This window comes from Streptomyces sp. NPDC005722 (assembly GCF_040630935.1).
Taxonomy (GTDB): Bacteria; Actinomycetota; Actinomycetes; order Streptomycetales; family Streptomycetaceae; genus Actinacidiphila.
The window spans coordinates 212830-232318 of the sequence record NZ_JBEXYN010000008.1; the positions used below are offsets into that span (position 1 = coordinate 212830).

Consider the following 19489-nt stretch of genomic DNA (forward strand, 5'->3'; position numbering starts at 1 on the left):
CCCGCGCCACCGGACTACTTGGTGAAGTACAGGTACTTCCAGGAGCCGTACGTCGTGGAGTTCACGTTGTCACCGGACGACCCGTTGACGTACGAGGAGCGCATGCGGGCCCGGATGCCCGCCTCGCCGGGCGCCCCCAGCCGTACGGCCGACTTGCCGTTGGTGGCGAGCTTGAAGTACTGGCTGCCGCTCGAGTACCACTTGCCCTGGTAGTAGACCTGCAGCTCGAACCGCTGCTTGCGGTTCTTGTAGTAGCTCATGGTCGTGGTGAGCACCGGGTCGGTGTTCTTGTGGAACCAGTAGTAGGTGGTCGAGCCGATCCTGCCCGTCTTGTAGTGCTTGGAGACGGCTGTGGACACCCGTACCTTCGCGTAGGAGGTGACCTTCACGCTCCGGGGGGCGTAGCGGGCGTCGCCCTTGAAGACCGCGGTGACGACGGTGTCGCGGGTCATGTCCACCGTCGCGGAGACGTTGCCGCTCGCATTGACCTTCGCGGTCCTGAGCAGCTTGTTGGGCTTGTCGCCCCCGTAGGGGTCGGCCCAGATCTCCACCGTGCGGTTCTTGTAGGTCGAACCCAGGTGCGCCGTGAAGGAGACGTCGGCGCCGTAGGAGTAGACGCTCCCGGCGTGGTTGAGGGTGAGGGCCGGGGTGGCCCGGGAGACCTGGAGCGACCAGGAGGCAGAGGCCGCCGTGCGGGTGGCGTCACCGGCGTAGGACACCTTGTACGTGACCTTGCCGCCCGCGGGCGGGGTGTCGGTGAAGGAGTAGGTGCCGTCCGCCTTGACCGCGGTGGCGGGCAGGCTCTTGCCGGCCGGTGACTCCAGGTCGGTACGGGTGACCGAGAGCGGGGTGCCGGCAGGCAGCGGCAGGGTGCCGGTGACCTTGCCCTTGACGGTCAGCGGCTTGCCCCGGGGCGCCGAGGTGGGGGCACCGGCCGTGATCGAGGGCACCGACTTCGTGGGGTCGGTGTACACGTGCAGGATGTGGGTGCTGTCGTAGTTCCCCGACACGGCGAACAGCCTGCCGCCGCCCGGCTCCCAGGCCATGCCCCCGGCGTCCACCACGTCGTAGCCGCTGCTCGTCCCGGTACGGGGCAGGACGTACTGCCGCACGGGGGACGTGGTGCCCGCGGTGAAGACGTAGAGGCCCGGGTCGTACGGGGCACTGCTGCCGGCGGCGACCGTGCCGTCCTCGGCCACCGCGACGGCCTCGGGGTGGTACGTCGTGGGGTAGCCGGCGACCTCCGCCAGGTCCGAGGTCTGCCAGACCCGGTGGTGGTCACCGGGGTTGGCGGTGATCAGCCGGCTGCCGTCGGGGGTGAGGGCCAGGTCGGCGGTCGAGCCGATGTCGGCGGACCAGCCGCCGGCGCGGGCCGTCCGGGTCGCGGTGCCGCCGGAGACGTCGTAGACGCCGATCCACGACCCGTAGTACTCGGGCGCCGCCGCGGCCAGCATGCCGGGCACCCCCGGGGTCGAGGCGAGCCGCGGGGCACCCGGGTAGTCGGTCTCGGGGTCCTGGTCGAGTGCGACCACGGGGTCGGGACCGGAGACGTCGAGCGACCCGATGTCGCCGTGGTCCTTGTTCCCGTAGCCGAACCAGACCTTGCCGCCCGCCAGAGCGAGATGCGCCGGGTCGGTGCCCTCGCCGGTCGCGTAGCGCGCGGTCTGCGTGACCGACGCCGTGTCGACGGAGATGATCGCGTCGTCGCCGGGCACGGCCGCGTACAGCAGGCCGGAGTCGGCGGAGAGCGCCAGACCGTCCACGCCGGCCAGGCCGGTCAGGGTCGCCAGGGGCGTTCCCGCGTAGTCGGTGGCGACGAGTTTGCCGGTGTACGGGTCGCTGATGAAGACCCTCTGGTGGACCCCGTCCACCACCATGTCGCCGAAACCGGTGATCGGCAGGACCTTGGCGGAATCCGCCCGGGCCGGACCGGCCGTCCCCACCGCAAGTGCCACCGAACTGAAGAGCACCGCGATCGCCGTCGCGGACGGAAGCGTACGCATGCGCACGAGTTGTCGACCCCCACCCTGTGACGGGCCCGGATCCCGGGCCCGGATCCCGAAGGTTAGAGCACGTGTCCGACAGCCTCAGGCGCACCCCCCGGGCGGTGACGTCGTGCACGGAATGCGACTGCTCGGCCACGCAATGGGTATGGCTGAGGCTGTCCGGAGAACGCGCACCCGCGATGACGCCCCAGGAGGGCATCCCATGACCGAAGCCGCCGACCGGGACAGACTCGCCGCGCTGCACGGGGTGGACGTCACCTACCGTCCGTCGCCGGACCGCGAGGTGCGCGTGCCGGACGGGACGGTCGTGGCGGTGCTGGCCGCGCTGGGCGTCGACGCCTCGACCCCGGCGGCCGTACGGAACGCGCTGGCCGAGCACGACCACCGCGCGGGGCGCCGGCTGCTCCCCCGCAACGTCGTGATGCGCAGCGGACGTCCGCTGCGGCACCGGCTGCCCGAGGGCACCGTGCTGCGGCTGACCACGGAGGACGGCACCGAGACCTCCTGGGACGGGGAAGCGCCGCTGCCCGTGGGGCGGCACGTGCTGCGCGCGCAGGCACCCGACGGGCGCGGCGCGCAGGCGCAGCTCGTCGTGGCGCCGGAACGGCTGCCCGGCCCCCCGGAACGGGTCCTGGGCTTCATGGCGCAGCTGTACTCCGTGCTGTCCTCGCGGTCCTGGGGCATGGGCGACCTCGGGGACCTCGCGGACCTCGCGGCGTGGACGGGCCGGGCGCTGCACGCGGGCTTCCTGCAGGTCAACCCGTTGCACGTGGCCGTGCCCGGACATCCGACGGACCCGTCGCCGTACCGCCCCTCCTCGCGGCGCTTCCCGGACCCGGTGTACCTGCGGGTGGAGGAGATCCCCGAGTACGCCTACCTCGACGCCGACGACCGCGAGCGGGCCGCTGACCTGCTGCGCAAGGCGGCGGTGCTGCGCGACTCGGTGCTGCTCAAGGACGCCCTGATCGACCGGGACGCGGTCTGGGAGCTGAAGCGTGAGGCGCTCGCGCTGGTCCGCAAGGTGCCGCTGTCGCCGGGACGGCGGGCCGCGTACTGCGACTTCCTCGCGGAGCAGGGGCAGGCGCTGGACGACCACGCGACCTGGTCGATGCTGGCCGAGCTGCACGGTCCGGACTGGCACCGCTGGCCGGCGGGGCTGCGCGACCCGCGCTCGGGGCAGGTCGCGCGGCTCCGCGGCGAGCGGCTGGACCAGGTCGACTTCCACTGCTGGCTGGCCTGGCTGACGGACGCCCAGCTGGCCGCGGCGCAGCGTGCGGCGCGGGACGCGGGCATGGCGGTCGGCATCGTCCACGACCTCGCGGTCGGGGTGCACCCCTCCGGTTCCGACGCCTGGGCGCTGCAGGACGCCCTCGCCCACGGGATGTCGGTCGGCGCGCCGCCGGACGCCTTCAACGCCCACGGCCAGGACTGGGGCCTGCCGCCGTGGCGCCCGGACGCCCTGGCCGCCACGGGGTACGCGCCCTACCGCGACCTGCTGCGCAACGTGCTGCGGCACGCCGGGGGCCTGCGCATCGACCACGTGATGGGGCTCTTCCGCCTGTGGTGGGTGCCCGAGGGCGAGCCGCCGACACAGGGCGCGTACGTCCGTTACGACGCGGAGGCGATGCTCGGGGTCCTCGCGCTGGAGGCGCGGCGCGCCGGTGCCGTGGTCATAGGGGAGGACCTCGGCACGGTCGAGCCGGGCGTCCGCGAGGAGCTGGCCGACCGGGGCATCCTCGGCACGTCGGTGCTCTGGTTCGAGCGGGACTGGGAGGGGGCCCGCGGTTCCGCGCACGCCCGGCCGCTGCCGCCCTCGGCCTGGCGGGCGGACGCGCTGGCCACGGTGACCACCCACGACCTGCCCACGACGACCGCCCGGCTGACCGGGGAGCACGTGGGGCTGCGGCACCGGCTGGGGCTGCTGACCCGGCCGCTGGAGGTGGAGCAGGCCGAGGACGCGGTGGAGGTCGCGGAGTGGCTGGCACTGCTCGGCCGGCTCGGCATGCTGCCGGAGGGCACCCGGGACGAGGAGGCGGTCGTGAAGGCCGTCCACCGCTTCCTGGCGCGGACGCCGGCCCGGATGGTCGGGGTGTGGCTGCCGGACGGGGTCGGCGACCGCCGTCCGCAGAACCTGCCGGGCACCTGGGACGAGTACCCCAACTGGCGGCTTCCGGTCGCGGACCCGGAAGGGCGCCCGCTCACCCTGGAGCAGCTGACGGCCTCGCCGCGGCTGCACGCGCTGGCGCACGAGGTGCGGACCGCGATGGCGCGGCCGGACGGGCCGTAACACCACCCCGGACGCGCGGGCCGCGGGAGCGTTCGCTACTTTGAGAGCGTGGACAAGCCCAACAAGAACGCCCTGCGCGCCGGTGCCGTGACGGCCGGCACGGCGCTGATGCTGCTGATGTCGTCCCCCGCGTTCGCGAACACCCGCGACGACGGCGACGACCCGGGTCCCGGCCTGAGCGTGGTCGAGACGCTGGGCCTGTACCTCGTCCTGCCGGTCGTCCTGTTCCTGGTCATCGCGGGCCTGGTCATGGTGACCGACAAGTCCCGCAAGTCCCAGGGCTGACCCCTTCGCACCTCGCTGACCGGGCCGCGGAGCACCACGGCCCGGTCTCAGGCGTTCCCGGCCGCCGCCGGTGCCCGCCCGGACGGCGCGTCGGCTCCCGGGCTGTAGGAACACCGGAAGGACACGAGGCCCCCCGCGGCGCATCGCCGCGGGGGGCCTCGTCCGGCTCCGGGTGACGGTCAGCCGGCCGCCGCGTCCGCGGCACGGGCCTTCAGGGCCCGCTCGACGCCGGCACGGCACTCCGTCACCATGCGCCGCAGCGCGGGGGCCGGATCGGCCGCCGCCAGCCAGGCGTCGGTGGCGTCCAGGGTCTCCTGGGAGACCTGGAGCGCCGGGTAGAGGCCGACGATGATCTGCTGGGCCATCTCGTGGCTGCGGGAGCCGAAGACGTCCGAGACCGCCGCGAAGTAGCGCTGCGTGTACGGCGCCAGCAGCTCGCGCTGGTCGGGCTCGGAGAAGCCCGCGATGACCGCCTCCTGGACGGCGTTGGTGAGCGTCTCCGCCTCGACCACCGAGGCCCACGCCGCGGCCTTCGCCTCGGCCGTGGGACGCGCGGCGCGCGCGGTGGCCGCGTGCCGCTCGCCGGCCGCCGTGGCGTCCCGGCCGAGCTCCGCGGCGATGGCCTCCTCGTCGGCACGGCCGGTGGCCGCCAGCCGCTCCAGGAGCGACCAGCGCAGCTCGGTGTCGACGGCCAGGCCCTCGATCGTCTCGGTGCCGCCGAGCAGCCCGGCGATCAGGTCCAGCTGCTCCTTGGTGCGGGCCGTCGCGGCGAACGCGCGGGCCCAGGCGAGCTGGTGGTCGCTGCCGGGGGCGGCCGCGCGCAGGTGCTCCAGCGCCGCCTCCGTCCAGCGGGCGAGGCCCGTCTCGCGCCACCCGTCCGCCGCGTACAGCTCCAGCGCCGTCTTCACCTGGCGGTGCAGGGACTGCACGACGCCGATGTCGGACTCCTTGCCGATGCCGGAGAGCACCAGCTCCAGGTAGTCGCGGGTGGCGAGTTCGCCGTCGCGGGTCATGTCCCACGCGGCCGCCCACACCAGGGCGCGCGGCAGCGACTCGGTGAAGTCGCCGAGGTGCTCGCGGACGGTGGCCAGCGAGGCCTCGTCCAGGCGCACCTTGGCGTAGGACAGGTCGTCGTCGTTGAGCAGCACGACGGCCGGGCGCTTGACGCCGGTGAACTCCGGCACCGCGGTCAGCTCGCCGTCGACGTCCAGCTCGACGCGCTGCACGCGCACCAGCTTGCCGTCCTGGAGGTCGTACGCGCCGACCGCGATGCGGTGCGGCCGCAGGATCGACTCGCCCTTGGCGCCGGCCGGCAGCGCCGGGGCCTCCTGGCGGACGGCGAAGGAGGTGATGGTGCCGTCGGCGGTGGTCTCGATCTCCGGGCGGAGGATGTTGATGCCGGCCGTCTCCAGCCACTTCTTCGACCAGGTCTTCAGGTCGCGGCCGGAGGTCTCCTCCAGGGCGGACAGCAGGTCGGTCAGGCGGGTGTTCTTCCAGGCGTGGCGCTTGAAGTACGCCTGGACGCCGGTGAAGAACGCGTCCATGCCGACGTAGGCCACCAGCTGCTTCAGGACCGAGGCGCCCTTGGCGTAGGTGATGCCGTCGAAGTTGACCTGCACGTCCTGGAGGTCGTTGATCTCCGCCATGATCGGGTGGGTGGACGGCAGCTGGTCCTGCCGGTACGCCCAGGTCTTCATGGAGTTGGCGAAGGTCGTCCAGGAGTGCGGCCACCTGCTGCCGGGCGCGTAGGCCTGGCAGGCGATGGAGGTGTAGGTGGCGAACGACTCGTTGAGCCAGAGGTCGTTCCACCACTCCATGGTGACCAGGTCGCCGAACCACATGTGGGCCAGCTCGTGGAGGATCGTCTCGGCGCGCACCTCGTAGGCGGCGTCGGTCACCTTGGAACGGAAGACGTACTGGTCGCGGATGGTGACCGCGCCCGCGTTCTCCATGGCGCCGGCGTTGAACTCCGGCACGAAGAGCTGGTCGTACTTGGCGAAGGGGTAGGGGAAGTCGAACTTCTCCTCGAACCAGTCGAAGCCCTGCCGGGTGACCGCGAAGATGGCCTCGGCGTCGAGGAACTCCGTCAGCGACGGGCGGCAGTACAGGGCCAGCGGCACGCTGCGGCCGCCCTCGCCCTCCCAGGTGCTGTGCACGGCGTGGTACGGACCGGCGATCAGCGCGGTGATGTAGGTGGAGATGCGCGGGGTGGGCGCGAAGCTCCACGTGTCGCCGGCCGGCTCGGGGGTCGGGGAGTTGGAGACGACCGTCCACCCGGCCGGGGCCTTCACGGTGAAGGTGAAGGCCGCCTTGAGGTCGGGCTGCTCGAAGCAGGTGAAGACCCGGCGGGCGTCCGGGACCTCGAACTGGGTGTAGAGGTAGGCCTGCTTGTCGACGGGGTCGACGAAGCGGTGCAGGCCCTCGCCGGTGTTGGTGTACGCCGCGTCCGCGACGACCCGCAGCTCGTTGGCGCCGGCCTGCAGCGACGGCAGGGCGATGCGGCTGTCCGCGAAGACCTCGGCCGGGTCCAGCGCGGTGCCGTTGAGCACCACCTCGTGGACGGCGGGGGCGACCAGGTCGATGAAGGTCGAGGCACCCGCCTCGGCGGAGTCGAAGCGCACCGTGGTCACCGACCGGAAGGTGCCGCCCTCCTGGGCCCCGCTCAGGTCGAGCTCGATGTCGTACGTGTCCACGGTGAGCAGGCGCGCTCGCTGCCGCGCCTCCTCGCGTGTGAGGTTCGTGCCGGGCACGTGTCCGTCTCCTTCGTCGGGTTTTCGGCCATCCTCGCACGCGGGAGGGGTGGGACGGCCGGGGGTTTTCCCTCGGCGGTCCGGCCGTGTCCCCGGCCGCCGCCGGCTACCGGCGGTACGGGCCGCGCGCACGGGGCGGAGGGGGCGCGTCCGCACGTTGACACGCCCTCCGTGCGGGTGATGGGCTGTCGGACCATGACCCCGGGCAGGAGAACCGCCTCGACCCGCACGGCAGCACTCGTCGCCGCCGTCGTCGGCGGACTGCTCGGGACCGCACCGGTCGCCCTGGCCACCCCGCCCGCCACCCCTCCGGCGGCGCCCGGCGTGGCGGACGACACCGCGACGGCCGGCGCCCTGCCGGCCGTCCACCCCAGGCCGCAGTCGCTGCGCGCCCGCGGCACCTCCGTCGCCGTGCCGGACACGGCGACCCTGGTCGCGGGGCCGGGTGCCGACCCGTACGCCCTGGACGCCCTCCGCGCGGTCCTGCGCGGCGCGGGCGTGACCACGCTCCACGTGGACGCCGCCGGACCGCGTGGGCTGGTGGTCTACGCCGGCGGCCCGCGGGCCGCCGGCGCGCTGCGCGCCCTGGGCGCCGCGCCCACCGGGGACCTGCCCTCCGGCGGCTACCGGCTGGCCGTGGGCCGTACCGGCGGCCACGAGGTCGTCGCGCTGGACGGAACGGGCGGGGACGGCCTGTTCCACGCGGTGCAGACGCTCCGCCGGCTGACGACCGGGCGCCGCCTGCCGGGTGTCGTCGTCCGCGACTGGCCGGCGGCCGCCACCCGCGGCGTCGCCGAGAGCTTCTACGGCGAGCCCTGGACCCGGGAACAGCGCCTCGCCCAGCTGGACTTCCTCGGCCGCACCAAGCAGAACCGCTACCTGTACGCCCCCGGCGACGACCCCTACCGCCAGGAGCGCTGGCGCGAGCCCTACCCGGCGGCGCGCCGCGCGCAGTTCCGCGAACTGGCCGAGCGGGCCCGGGCCAACCACGTGACCCTGGCCTGGGCCGTGTCGCCGGGCCAGGCATTGTGCTTCTCCTCGCAGGACGACCGCAGGGCGCTGCTGCGCAAGGCCGACGCGATGTGGGCGCTGGGAGTCCGCGCCTTCCAGTTGCAGTTCCAGGACGTGAGCTACAGCGAGTGGCACTGCGACGACGACGCGGACGCCTACGGCGACGGCCCGGCGGCCGCGGCCCGGGCGCAGGCCGAGGTGGCCGACGCGCTCGCCGTCCACCTGGCGGAGCGACACCGGGCCGCGGTGCCGCTGTCGCTGCTGCCGACGGAGTACTACCAGGACGGTGCCACCGACTTCCGCCGCACGCTGGCCCGGGAGCTCGACCGGCGGGTGGAGGTGGCGTGGTCGGGCGTCGGCGTCGTCCCGGGGGAGATCACCGGACGGCAGGTCGCCGACGCGCGGGCGGCGCTGCAGCACCCGCTGCTGACGATGGACGACTACCCGGTCAACGACTTCGCCGAGGACCGGGTCTTCCTCGGCCCCTACACCGGACGCGAGCCCGCGGTCGCGACGGCCACCGCGGGCCTGCTGGCGGCGGCGATGCGGCAGCCCGCCGCCTCCCGGATCGCGCTGTTCACCGTCGCCGACTACGCGTGGAACCCGCGCGGGTACGACCGCGCCGCGTCCTGGCGCGCCGCGATCGACGACCTGGCGGGCCCCGACCCCGGGGCGCGGGACGCGCTGCGCGCCCTGGCGGGCAACGCGGCCTCCTCGGCGCTGGACGGGTCGGAGTCGGCGTACCTGCGGCCGCTCATCGCGGAGTTCCTGGACGCCTACGCGCACGGCGGCCCTGACCGGGTGGCGGCGGCCGCCGCCCGGCTGCGCGCGGAGTTCACCACGATGCGCGGCGCCCCGGAACGGCTGCACGGGCCGGCGGGCGGTTCCCTCGGCGGCGAGCTGCGGCCGTGGCTGAGCCGGCTGGCCCGCTACGGTTCGGCGGGCGAACACGCCGTCGACATGCTGGTGGCGCTGCGCGCCGGCGACGGCACCGGGGCCTGGAGGCACCGGCTGGCGCTGGAGCGGGCCCGCCGGCGAACAGCGGACAGCCCGGCCACCGTCGGCCAGGGGGTGCTGGACCCGTTCCTCGCCACGTCGCTGGCCACGGCGGACGCGTGGACCGGCGTGCGCACCACGGGCCGCAAGGCCACCGCCACCCTCGGCTCGGCGCGGTCGACCGACCCGTCGCTGATGACCGACGGCAAGGACGGCACCTCCTGGGCCAGCGACGCCCCGCCGCAGCAGGACGACGCCTTCGGGGTCGACCTGGGCGGCACCCGCACGATCCACTCCGTGCGGGTCGCCATGGGCGCCGCGCAGCCCGGCCCCGAGTGGGACGACTACCTGCGCGAGGCCGTGCTGGAGTACTCGGCGGGCGACGAGGGCGGCTGGCGGACCGCCGCCACGGTGCACGACGACCGCACCGTGACAGTGCGGCTGCCCGCGGGCACCCGGGCGCGGTACGTGCGGCTGCGCGCGACCGCGCCGCAGGAGAACGCCGTGTCGGTACGGGAGTTCACCGTGACCACCGAGGACGACGGCACCTCCGGTGCCTTCGCGGCCGACCCCTCGTCCCTGGCGGCCTCCGACGGCGACGCCACCACCACCGTCCGCGTGCCCGCCGGGGGGCTGACCCTGGAGTACGGCTCGGCCCGCCCGCTGGAGGCGCTGACCGTGCTCACCGACACCGGGCCCGGTGCCGCCGGGTCGGTGGAGGTGCGGGTGCCCGGCCAGGGCTGGCACCGGCTCGGTTCGCTGGGCGGCGGCTGGACCGAACTGCCGGCGCGGGGCCTGCCGGCCGACGCGGTGCGGGTCACGGCGTCGGAGGGGGCCCGCCCGCCGGTCGTCCACGAGATCGTGCCCTGGTACGCGGACCGGCCCGCGGCCCGGATGACCCTGGACCGCACCGAGACCGACCTCGAACCCGGCGGCGCCCCCGCGACCGTCACCGCGGAGCTGACCGACGACTCACCGGCGGCGGCCGAGGTGTCGCTGACCGCCGAGGCACCCCCGGGCGTGGCGGTCGTGACGCCCGGGACGGTGCGACTGCCGCGCGGCGGCAAGGTGGTGGTCCCGGTGCGGCTGTCCCTGCCGGCGGACGGCGCCCCCGGGGTGTACGAGGTGCCGCTGGTGTTCCGCGCCGAGGGCCGTACCGTGCGGCAGACCGTCACCGTGCACGCCCGTCCGCGCACCGGCGGGCCCGACCTCGCCGCGGGCGCCCCGGCCACCTCCTCCGGTGACGAGACGCCGGACTTCCCGGCCTCGGCGCTGACCGACGGCGACCCGGCGACCCGCTGGTCCTCCCCCGTGCGGGACGACGCCTGGGTGCAGGCCGAGTTGCCGCGGGCCGCCAGGGTCGGCCGGGTGGTGCTGCGCTGGCAGGACGCGTACGCCTCCCGCTACACGATCCTGACCTCGGTCGACGGGCAGAGCTGGCACACCGCGGCGGTGGTCTCCGACGGCCGCGGCGGCACCGAGTCCGTACGGCTGGACGCCCCCTCCGGCACGCGCTTCATCCGGGTGCAGGGGCTGGAGCGCGGAACCAAGTACGGCTACTCGCTGTACTCGCTGCAGGCGTACGCCGTCACCGGCTGAGCCGACGACCGCCCGCCCTCCCCAACCCACCACTTTCCGGGGGCCGTTGCGCGACGGCCGCGCGGGTGTCACTATGCACTCAGTACATGTATTGAGTGAATAGAAGGAGGGGGCGTCGCATGAGCACCGGCAACGTCCTGCTGGGTCTGCTCGCCGCCGGTCCTGGCCACGGCTACGACCTCAAGCGGCGGCACGACGAACGCTTCCCCGAAGCCCGCCCCCTCGCCTACGGACAGGTCTACACGAGCCTGCAGCGCCTGGTGCGCGACGGCCTCGCCGAGGTCGACGCCACGGAGAGCGACGGCGGCCCGGAGCGCACCACCTACCGGCTCACCGAGCGCGGCTCGCAGACCCTGCGGACCTGGCTCGGCGAGCCCGTACCGCCCGCGCCGGTCAGCGCGGCCAACGAGATCTTCGCCAAGGTCACGGCGATCATCGCCTCCGGCTACGGCGACCCGGCCGCCTTCCTGCGCCTCCAGCGCGCCGCCCACCTCGCGCGGATGCGCGAGCTGACCACCGTGAAGACCACGGCCGGCGCCCCACTGGCGGCCGTGCTCTCCGCCGACTACGCCCTCACCCATCTCGACGCCGACCTGCGCTGGATGGACAACGCCGCGCAGCGCCTCGGCGCACTGGCCGAGGAGGTCACCTCAACATGACGACACCTCTGATCGAGGCACACGGCCTCGTCAAGCGGTACGGCACCACCGACGCCCTGCGCGGCGCCTCGCTGCGCCTGCTGCCCGGGGAGGTGCTGGCCGTCACCGGACCGAGCGGCAGCGGCAAGTCCACGCTGCTGCACTGCATGTCCGGCATCGTCCGGCCCGACGAGGGCGAGATCCACTACGGCGTCGAGCGCCTCGACCAGGCGGGCGAGAACCGCCGCTCCACCCTGCGGCGCACCGACTTCGGCGTCGTCTTCCAGTTCGGGCAACTGGTCGGCGAACTGACCGCCCTCGACAACGTGGCCCTGCCACTGCTGCTGGCCGGGACCTCGCGTGCCGCGGCCCACAGGAGTGCCCGCACCTGGCTGGAGCGCTTCGGCGTCCTGGGCCAGGCCGGACTGCGCCCCGGCGAGATGTCCGGCGGCCAGGGCCAGCGCGTCGCCCTGGCCCGCGCCATGGTCACCACGCCCAAGGCGGTCTTCGCGGACGAGCCGACCGGCGCCCTGGACTCCCTGGCCGGCGAGCAGGTCATGACGGCGCTGGTCCACGCCGCCCGCGAGTCCGGCACCGCCGTGCTGCTGATCACGCACGACGCCCAGGTCGCGGCGTACGCGGACCGCGAGGCGACCGTCCGGGACGGCGTCGTCGAGACCGAGGACGAGCCCGCCGCGGAGGTGACCCGGTGAGCACGCTGCGCTCGGACGCCCTCCTGGCCTGGGCACTGCTGCGGGGCTCCCCGCGCAGTGAGTGGTGGCGTCTGGCGCTGACCGCGCTCGGCGCGGCCCTCGGCACGGGCTTCGCCCTGGCGGCCGCGGTCGTGGCCGTGATCGGCACCCGGTACGGGGGCGACCCTCCCCGGTACACCAACGGCCTGCTCAACAGCGCCGGGCTGCGGCCGGGGGTCGTCGTGGTGCTCCTGCTGCTCCTGCTTCCGGTGCTCGCCTTCCTCGGCCAGTGCACCAGGATCGGGGCACTGCGGCGGGAGCACCGGCTGGCCGCACTCCGCCTGTCCGGGGCCGGCCCGCGACAGGTCCGGCGGATCGCCGCGCTGGAGGCGGGCGCCGCCGGCAGCCTGGGGGCGGTGGCCGGGCTGCTGGGCTTCCTGGCGCTGCGCGCCCTGCTCACGGCGGTGCAGGGCGACCGCGAGGCGCTGACCTGGCCCACCGATGTGCCGGTGCCGTGGCTTGCGGCCGCCCTGGTCGTCCTGGCGGTGCCGGTGCTGGCCACCCTGGAGGCGCGGTTCACCCTCCGCCGGTCGGCCGTCGACCCGCTGGGCGTGCTCGCGAAGCGGCGCCCCCCGCGCGGCGGGGCGGTCCGCTGGCTGCTGGGCCCGGTCGCGCTGCTCGCGGGGACCGCGCTGATGCTGGCGGGGACGCGGGTGGCGCCGGCGCCGCTGATCGTGGGGCCGGTGATCCTCGCGCTCTACGTCTACGGGCTGCTCCACAGCAGCGCCGGGCTCGCGCTGCTCACCGGGCGGCTGGCCGCCCGGTCGGGCCGCCCGGTGCTGCTGATCGCCGGGCAACGACTGCGGAACGATCCCTGGGCCGCGTCGCGGGCCCACGCGGTGCTGATGCTCGCGGCGCTGGTGGGGGCGGGCTGGGTGACCGCGCGCCGGGTGACGGTGGACAGACTGCGCACGGAAGCGGGCTACAGCGCCGCCGACGTCGCCTTCCACATCGGCGGCTGGAACCTGGCGGGGCTCGCCATCCTGATCGCCGGTGCGGTCACCGTGAGCGGCGTCGCGGTGGGCGTCGTGGAGTCGCTGATGACCCGGCGCCGGACCCTGGCCGCACTCGCCGCGGCGGGCACGCCACGGAAGGTGCTGTGGCGCGCCACACTGCTGGAGACCGCGCTGCCCCTCGCCCCCGCGCTCGTGCTGGGCGCCGTCTGCGGCCTGACGCTGATCTCGCCCGTCCTGCTCAACGCCGAGCGGCGCGCCCTGCCACTGCTGGAGCCGGCGCTGCTCACCGGCGGGCTCCTGGCCGCCGCACTGCTGGCGAACGCGGCCTGCCTGCCGCTGCTGCGGCGCACCGTGCACCCGGCGCAGCTGCGCCACGAGTAACGGGCGCAGGGCGCCGGAAGGGGCCCCGGACCGGCACGGGGGTGCGGTCCGGGGCCCTGGGCCCGGTCAGGAACGGGTCAGGAGCAGGTCAGGACAACACGAAGGCCCGGTCTCAGGCGGATATGCCGTCGATCCGGGCCATGGCGTCCTCCGCGCCGAATGCCTGCAGGTATGGCAGCCAGCGCGGGTCCCTATGCCCCGTCCCGATGATCCGCCAGGCGAGACCCGACGGCGGGGCGGGCTGATGGCGCATCCGCCAGCCGAGCTCGGCGACGTGGCGGTCGGCCTTGAGGTGGTTGCACCGGCGGCATGCCGCGACCACGTTCTCCCACGTGTGCTGGCCCCCGCGGCTGCGCGGGATCACGTGGTCGACGCTGGTTGCGACGCCTCCGCAGTACGCGCACCGGCCGCCGTCCCGGGCGAACAGCGCCCGCCGGGTCAGGGGCACGGGGCCGCGAAAGGGCACTCGGACGAATTTGGTGAGCTTGACGACACTGGGAGCGGGGACAGTACAGGTCGCGCTGTGCATATAGGCGCCGGATTCCTCGAGGCACACGGCCTTCTTGTTCAGCACGAGGATGAGCGCGCGGCGGAGCGGTACGACGCCGAGCGGCTCGTACGACGCGTTGAGGACCAGGACATGCGGCACGGGTGCCTCCTTTTACGCCGGCGGCGCGTGGCTCGCGCCGGGACGATCTGCCCACAGTCTCTCCGGAAGCCCGGTCGCGGCGCCACCATGACCGGGTAACGGAGCGAGGGTGTTTTCAACCACATCCCTTTTACATGCCCTGAATCACCGCACGTCGCGCTCGAACAGCACAACGGGACACTTCGCCTCCCCCGTTAGTGTGGGAAGCCTGCCCAACCCGGAGGTTTCCGCCCGTGTCCCCATCGCCGTCCACCGTCACGACGATCGACGACGCCCACAAGAGCGCGACCGACGCCGCCGACTACATCAGCCGGAACTGGGCGGACTGGCTCTCCGCCGGGCTGCGCATCCTGCTGATCGTGGTGATCGCGCTGGTGCTGCGGACCGTCGTGCGCCGGATGATCACCAAGTTCATCGAGCGCATGAACCGCGGCGCCGAGGCCGCCGGGACCAGCGCCCTGGGCGGACTGCTGGTCAACGCGGAGCGGCGGCGGCAGCGCAGCGAGGCGATCGGCTCGGTGCTGCGCAGCGTGGCCTCGTTCGTGATCCTGGGGACGGCGGCGCTGACGGTGCTGTCCGTACTGAAGATCAACCTGGCTCCGCTGCTGGCCAGCGCCGGTGTGGCCGGTGTGGCGATCGGCTTCGGCGCGCGGAACCTGGTGACCGACTTCCTCTCCGGCGTCTTCATGATCCTGGAGGACCAGTACGGCGTCGGGGACGTCATCGACGCGGGCGTCGCGAGCGGCACCGTGGTCGAGGTCGGACTGCGGGTGACCAAGCTGCGCGGCGACAACGGCGAGATCTGGTACGTCCGCAACGGCGAGGTGAAGCGGATCGGCAACCTCAGCCAGGGCTGGGCGACGGCCGTGGTGGACGTCCAGGTCGGCTACACGGAGGACCTGGACCGGGCCCGCGCGGTGATCGAGGAGACCGCCGCCGCGATGGCCAAGGACCAGCCGTGGGACGAGGTGCTCTGGGAGCCGGTCGAGGTGCTGGGCCTGGAGTCGGTGACCTCGGACTCCGTGCTGATCCAGGCACAGGCCAAGACCATGCCGGGCAAGGCGGCCGCGGTCGCGCGGGAACTGCGCTGGCGGATCAAGCGGGCCTTCGACGCGGCCGGGATCGCGATCGTCGGCGGCACCCCGCAGGCGGTGGCGGAGGACGAACCGGCCGACCCCTCGGCCGCCGTGGCCCCGCCGTCCGCGCTGGCCAACCCGGCCTCCCCGCAGGCGCTGGCGGCCCAGCCGCTGGCGCCCGCGCCGGCGTCGTCCCAGCCGAGCACGGTCAAGTAGCGAACGCCGCCCACCAGGGGCGCCGGACACCGCCCGGCGCCCCTTTTCCATGCCCCGGCGCGGCCGGTAACGCTTTGGCGGCGACCTCGCGAACCGCCCTTGACGCTCCGGCTACGGGCGCCTACCTTGCCTTTCACCAACAGGAAAGTTTCCTAACTACCAACAGGGGGCCCACCCGCCCCTCCGACCCCACCCAGCCCACCAGCCCCGTGCCGTAGCCTGCGGCGCGAGCCGTCACGACGAGGGAGGACGAGACCGTGGCCGGTACCCCCGGAAGCCCAGGCACCCCTGGCACCCCCGGCACACCGCGCGTACTGCGGGCGATGAACGACCGTGCCGCGCTCGACCTGCTCATCGAACACGGCCCCCTCTCCCGGACCCGGATCGGCAAGCTCACCGGGCTGTCCAAGCCCACCGCCTCCCAGCTCCTGGCCCGCCTCGAAGCGGCCGGACTGGTGCTCGCCACCGGCACGACCGCCGGACGCCCGGGACCCAACGCCCAGCTGTACGCGGTCAACCCCACGGCAGCGCACGTCGCCGGCCTCGACGTGACGACCGAGCGCATCCGCGCCGCCGTCGCCGACATCACCGGCCGGGTGGCCGGCGTCTTCGAGCTCGCCACCCCCGGCCGCGGCCGGCGCGGCCAGGGCGGCGCCGTCGAACAGGTCGTCCAGGCCGTCGACGGCGCGGTCAAGGCGGCCGGACTGCACCGCACCGACCTGCACCGGATCGTCGTCGGCACCCCCGGCGCCTTCGACCCCAGCACCGGCCGGCTGCGCTACGCCAGCCACCTCCCCGGCTGGCACTCCCCCGCCCTCCTGGACGAGCTGGCCGCCGCCCTGCCCGTCCCCCTGGAGTACGACAACGACGTGAACCTCGCCGCCGTCGCCGAGCAGCGGCTCGGCGCGGCCCGGGACCACGACGACTTCGTCCTGCTGTGGAACGAGGAGGGCATCGGCGCGGCCATCGTGATCGGCGGCCGGCTGCACCGCGGCTGGACCGGCGGCGCCGGCGAGGTCGGCTTCATGCCGGTGCCGGGGACCCCCCTGGTCCGGCACGTCGCCAAGGCCAACGCCGGCGGCTTCCAGGAGCTGGCGGGCTGCAACGCGGTGCTGCGCATCGCACGCGAACTGGGACTGCCCGTGCCGCGGGGCACGCAGGCCGAGGGCGCCTCGGCGCTGCTGGCCGCGGCGGCGGGGACCGGTGACGGCGCGCACGCGGAACTGCTGCGGCGCTTCGCCACCGGGCTCGCCGTCGGACTCGCCTCGCTGGTCACCGTCCTCGACCCCGGCCTGATCGTCCTGGCCGGCGGGGTGATCGCCGCCGGCGGGGAGCCGCTGCGCTCCCTCGTCCAGTCCGAACTGGCCGAACTGGCCGTGCCCCGGCCCCGGCTGGTGCTCGGCGGCGTACCGAACGACCCCGTCCTGTCCGGAGCGCTGCAGAGCGCCCTCGCCACCACCCGCGACGAGGTGTTCGACACCTCGCGCTGACCGCAACAGCCCACCCACCACCCGCACTCGCAGCGGACGGGCCCGCCCCGGGTCCCTCCGCCGGTCTCGCACACCCTCGAACCGCCCGAAGTCCCCCCGGAGGAAGCGAAGTGTCCGGTTCCACCAAGACGGCCGCGGCCGCCGTCGCGGCAGCCGCCGCGATAACCCTGCTGACGAGCGCGTGCACGGGCTCGAGCAACAACACCGCAGGTGACGACCCCACCAAGGACGTGACCATCACCTTCTGGCACGGCTGGTCCGCGCCCAGCGAGGTGAAGGCGATCGACGCCAACGTCAAGGCGTTCGAGAAGGCCCACCCCAACATCCACGTCAAGGTGCAGGGCAACATCACCGACGACAAGATCAACCAGGCACTGCGGGCCGGCGGCCCCAACGCCCCGGACGTCGTCTCCTCCTTCACCACGGACAACGTCGGCAAGTTCTGCGCCTCCAACGCCTTCGCCGACCTGGACCCGTTCCTGAAGAAGTCCGGCATCGACCCGGCCACCACCTTCCCCAAGCCGATGCTGGAGTACACCCAGTTCGAGGGGAAGCGCTGCACGCTGCCGCTGCTCGGCGACGCCTACGGCCTCTACTACAACAAGGACGCCTTCAAGGCCGCCGGGATCGCCTCCCCGCCGAAGACGCTCTCGGAGTTCAAGGCCGACGCCGTCAAGCTCACCAAGAACAAGGGCGACTCCTACTCCCAGCTCGGCTTCATGCCGAACTTCCACGGCTACGAGTCCACCACCACGCACCTGGCCGCCCAGTGGGGCGCCAAGTACTTCGACGCGGACGGCAAGTCGAACGTCGCCAAGGACCCCGGTTTCGCCGCCATGTTCACCTGGCAGCAGGACATGGTGAAGGCGCTCGGCGGCTTCAAGAAGCTGGAGAAGTACCGGTCCGGCTTCGGTGACGAGTGGGGCGCCAAGAACCCCTTCCACACCGGGCAGGTGGCCATGGCCGTCGACGGCGAGTGGCGGGCCGGCATGGCCAAGGAGGCGGGCACGAAGTTCGAGATCGGTGTCGCGCCCTTCCCCGTACCCGACGACCAGGCCGACACCTACGGCAAGGGCTACCTCTCGGGCACGATCATCGGCGTCGCCAACACCAGCGCCAAGAAGAACGCCGCCTGGGAACTGGTGAAGTACATGGCCACCGACACCGACGCGGTGGTGAGCTTCTCCAACGCCATCCACAACGTGCCGTCCACGCTCGCCGCGCTCAAGTCCCCCGACCTGGACGCCGATCCCCTCTTCCGCACCTTCGTGGAGATCGCGCAGAACCCGAACAGCAGCACCACCCCCGCCAGCGTCAACGGCGGCACCTACCAGCTGACCCTGCAGGACTTCGGCTACGCCTACGAGGCCGGAAAGCAGACCGACCTGGCCGCGGGCCTCAAGGGCGTCGACGAGCAGGTCGACAAGGACATCGCGCAGGCCCGCTGATGAGCACCGTCCACCCGATGCTGAGGGCGAAGCGCCGCCGCGAGGCGCTTCGCACCCTCGCCTTCATGTCGCCCTGGATCGTCGGCTTCAGCGTCTTCTTCGCCTACCCGCTGGTCTCGACCGTCTACTTCTCCTTCATGAAGTACGACGGGTTCGCCGCCCCGACCTGGAACGGCGTCAGGAACTGGTCGTACGTCTTCAACGACTACCCGTTCTTCTGGCCGGCGCTGCGCAACACCCTGTGGCTGGTCGTGGTCATGGTCAGCCTCCGAGTCGTGTTCGGCCTGGGGATCGGCCTGCTGATCACCAAGATCAAGACCGGTGCGGGGCTGTTCCGCACCGCCTTCTACCTGCCCTACCTGGCCCCGCCGGTGGCCGCGACGATGGCCTTCGCCTTCCTCCTCAACCCCGGCACGGGACCCGTCAACAACCTGCTGGGCAAGGCCGGACTGCCGACGCCCGGCTGGTTCAACGACCCGACGTGGTCCAAGCCCGCCCTCACACTGCTCGCGCTGTGGGGCATCGGCGACCTCATGGTCATCTTCATGGCCGCCCTGCTCGACGTGCCCAAGGAGCAGTACGAGGCCGCCGAGCTGGACGGCGCCGGGCCCTGGGCGAGGTTCCGCTACGTCACGCTGCCGAACATCTCGCCCATCGTGATGTTCGCCGTCGTGACCGGCGTGATCCAGACGATGCAGTACTACACCCAGCCCCTGGTGGCGGGGAAGGTCGCCAGCGGCGTCATCGGCGGCTCCGGCCAGCAGTTCGAGCCCGGCTACCCGGAGAAGTCCACGCTGACCCTGCCGCAACTGGTCTACAACCTCGGCTTCCAGCGCTTCGACACCGGCTCGGCCTGTGTGATCGCCCTCGTGCTCTTCGCGCTCGCCATGGCCTTCACCGCGCTCCTCATGCGCCGCCGCAGCGGCTTCCTGACGGCGGAGGACTGACG

General features: G+C 73.5%; 13 protein-coding genes. 10 read left to right on the forward strand and 3 right to left on the reverse strand.

What is annotated here, in order from left to right; genetic code table 11:
• Nucleotides 1-14: 14 nt before the first annotated feature.
• Nucleotides 15-2003, reverse strand: a complete 1989-nt coding sequence (locus ABZ479_RS13160; RefSeq protein WP_500461651.1) for an Ig-like domain repeat protein — start codon at nt 2001-2003, stop codon at nt 15-17.
• 205 nt (nt 2004-2208) lie between these two features.
• On the opposite strand from ABZ479_RS13160, the gene malQ reads away from it, so the two are divergent.
• Nucleotides 2209-4293 (forward strand): 4-alpha-glucanotransferase, encoded by a 2085-nt coding sequence (gene malQ, locus ABZ479_RS13165; RefSeq protein ID WP_500461652.1) that lies wholly within the window; start codon nt 2209-2211, stop codon nt 4291-4293.
• 48 nt (nt 4294-4341) lie between these two features.
• Complete coding sequence (locus tag ABZ479_RS13170; RefSeq protein WP_500461697.1) at nt 4342-4578, forward strand: hypothetical protein; 237 nt, start codon at nt 4342-4344, stop codon at nt 4576-4578.
• Nucleotides 4579-4757: 179 nt separating this feature from the next.
• On the opposite strand, the gene pepN is transcribed toward ABZ479_RS13170, so the two are convergent.
• Nucleotides 4758-7328: an aminopeptidase N gene (gene pepN, locus ABZ479_RS13175; protein WP_500461653.1), complete on the reverse strand. Its 2571-nt coding sequence runs from the start codon at nt 7326-7328 to the stop codon at nt 4758-4760.
• Nucleotides 7329-7523: 195 nt separating this feature from the next.
• Between pepN and ABZ479_RS13180 the strand changes: the two genes are divergently transcribed.
• The 4 genes from ABZ479_RS13180 to ABZ479_RS13195 all read left to right on the forward strand — a co-directional run bounded on the left by ABZ479_RS13180 (nt 7524) and on the right by ABZ479_RS13195 (nt 13661).
• Nucleotides 7524-10934 carry a beta-N-acetylglucosaminidase domain-containing protein gene (locus ABZ479_RS13180; protein WP_500461654.1) on the forward strand — a complete coding sequence of 1137 codons (3411 nt, stop codon included), beginning with the start codon at nt 7524-7526 and terminating at the stop codon, nt 10932-10934.
• A gap of 119 nt (nt 10935-11053) precedes the next feature.
• Nucleotides 11054-11593: a PadR family transcriptional regulator gene (locus ABZ479_RS13185; RefSeq protein WP_499598990.1), complete on the forward strand. Its 540-nt coding sequence runs from the start codon at nt 11054-11056 to the stop codon at nt 11591-11593.
• The gene (locus ABZ479_RS13190; protein ID WP_499598991.1) at nt 11590-12285 is read left to right on the forward strand and encodes an ABC transporter ATP-binding protein; all 696 of its coding nucleotides are present in this window, start codon (nt 11590-11592) and stop codon (nt 12283-12285) included. Before ABZ479_RS13185 ends, ABZ479_RS13190 begins: the two co-directional genes overlap by 4 nt.
• Entirely contained in the window at nt 12282-13661 is a 1380-nt protein-coding gene (locus ABZ479_RS13195; RefSeq protein ID WP_500461655.1) for an FtsX-like permease family protein, read from the forward strand. The genes ABZ479_RS13190 and ABZ479_RS13195 overlap by 4 nt, the downstream gene beginning before the upstream one ends.
• A gap of 112 nt (nt 13662-13773) precedes the next feature.
• On the opposite strand, the gene ABZ479_RS13200 is transcribed toward ABZ479_RS13195, so the two are convergent.
• Entirely contained in the window at nt 13774-14310 is a 537-nt protein-coding gene (locus tag ABZ479_RS13200) for an HNH endonuclease (protein ID WP_499598993.1), read from the reverse strand.
• Between the two features lie 233 nt (nt 14311-14543).
• On the opposite strand from ABZ479_RS13200, the gene ABZ479_RS13205 reads away from it, so the two are divergent.
• From ABZ479_RS13205 to ABZ479_RS13220, 4 genes are all read left to right on the forward strand, one after another.
• The gene (locus ABZ479_RS13205; RefSeq protein ID WP_500461656.1) at nt 14544-15602 is read left to right on the forward strand and encodes a mechanosensitive ion channel family protein; all 1059 of its coding nucleotides are present in this window, start codon (nt 14544-14546) and stop codon (nt 15600-15602) included.
• Nucleotides 15603-15925: 323 nt separating this feature from the next.
• Nucleotides 15926-17092: an ROK family transcriptional regulator gene (locus tag ABZ479_RS13210; protein ID WP_500461657.1), complete on the forward strand. Its 1167-nt coding sequence runs from the start codon at nt 15926-15928 to the stop codon at nt 17090-17092.
• Nucleotides 17093-17202: 110 nt separating this feature from the next.
• Nucleotides 17203-18540: an ABC transporter substrate-binding protein gene (locus ABZ479_RS13215; RefSeq protein ID WP_500461658.1), complete on the forward strand. Its 1338-nt coding sequence runs from the start codon at nt 17203-17205 to the stop codon at nt 18538-18540.
• Nucleotides 18540-19487, forward strand: a complete 948-nt coding sequence (locus ABZ479_RS13220; protein ID WP_500461659.1) for a carbohydrate ABC transporter permease — start codon at nt 18540-18542, stop codon at nt 19485-19487. Before ABZ479_RS13215 ends, ABZ479_RS13220 begins: the two co-directional genes overlap by 1 nt.
• Nucleotides 19488-19489 lie beyond the last annotated feature (2 nt).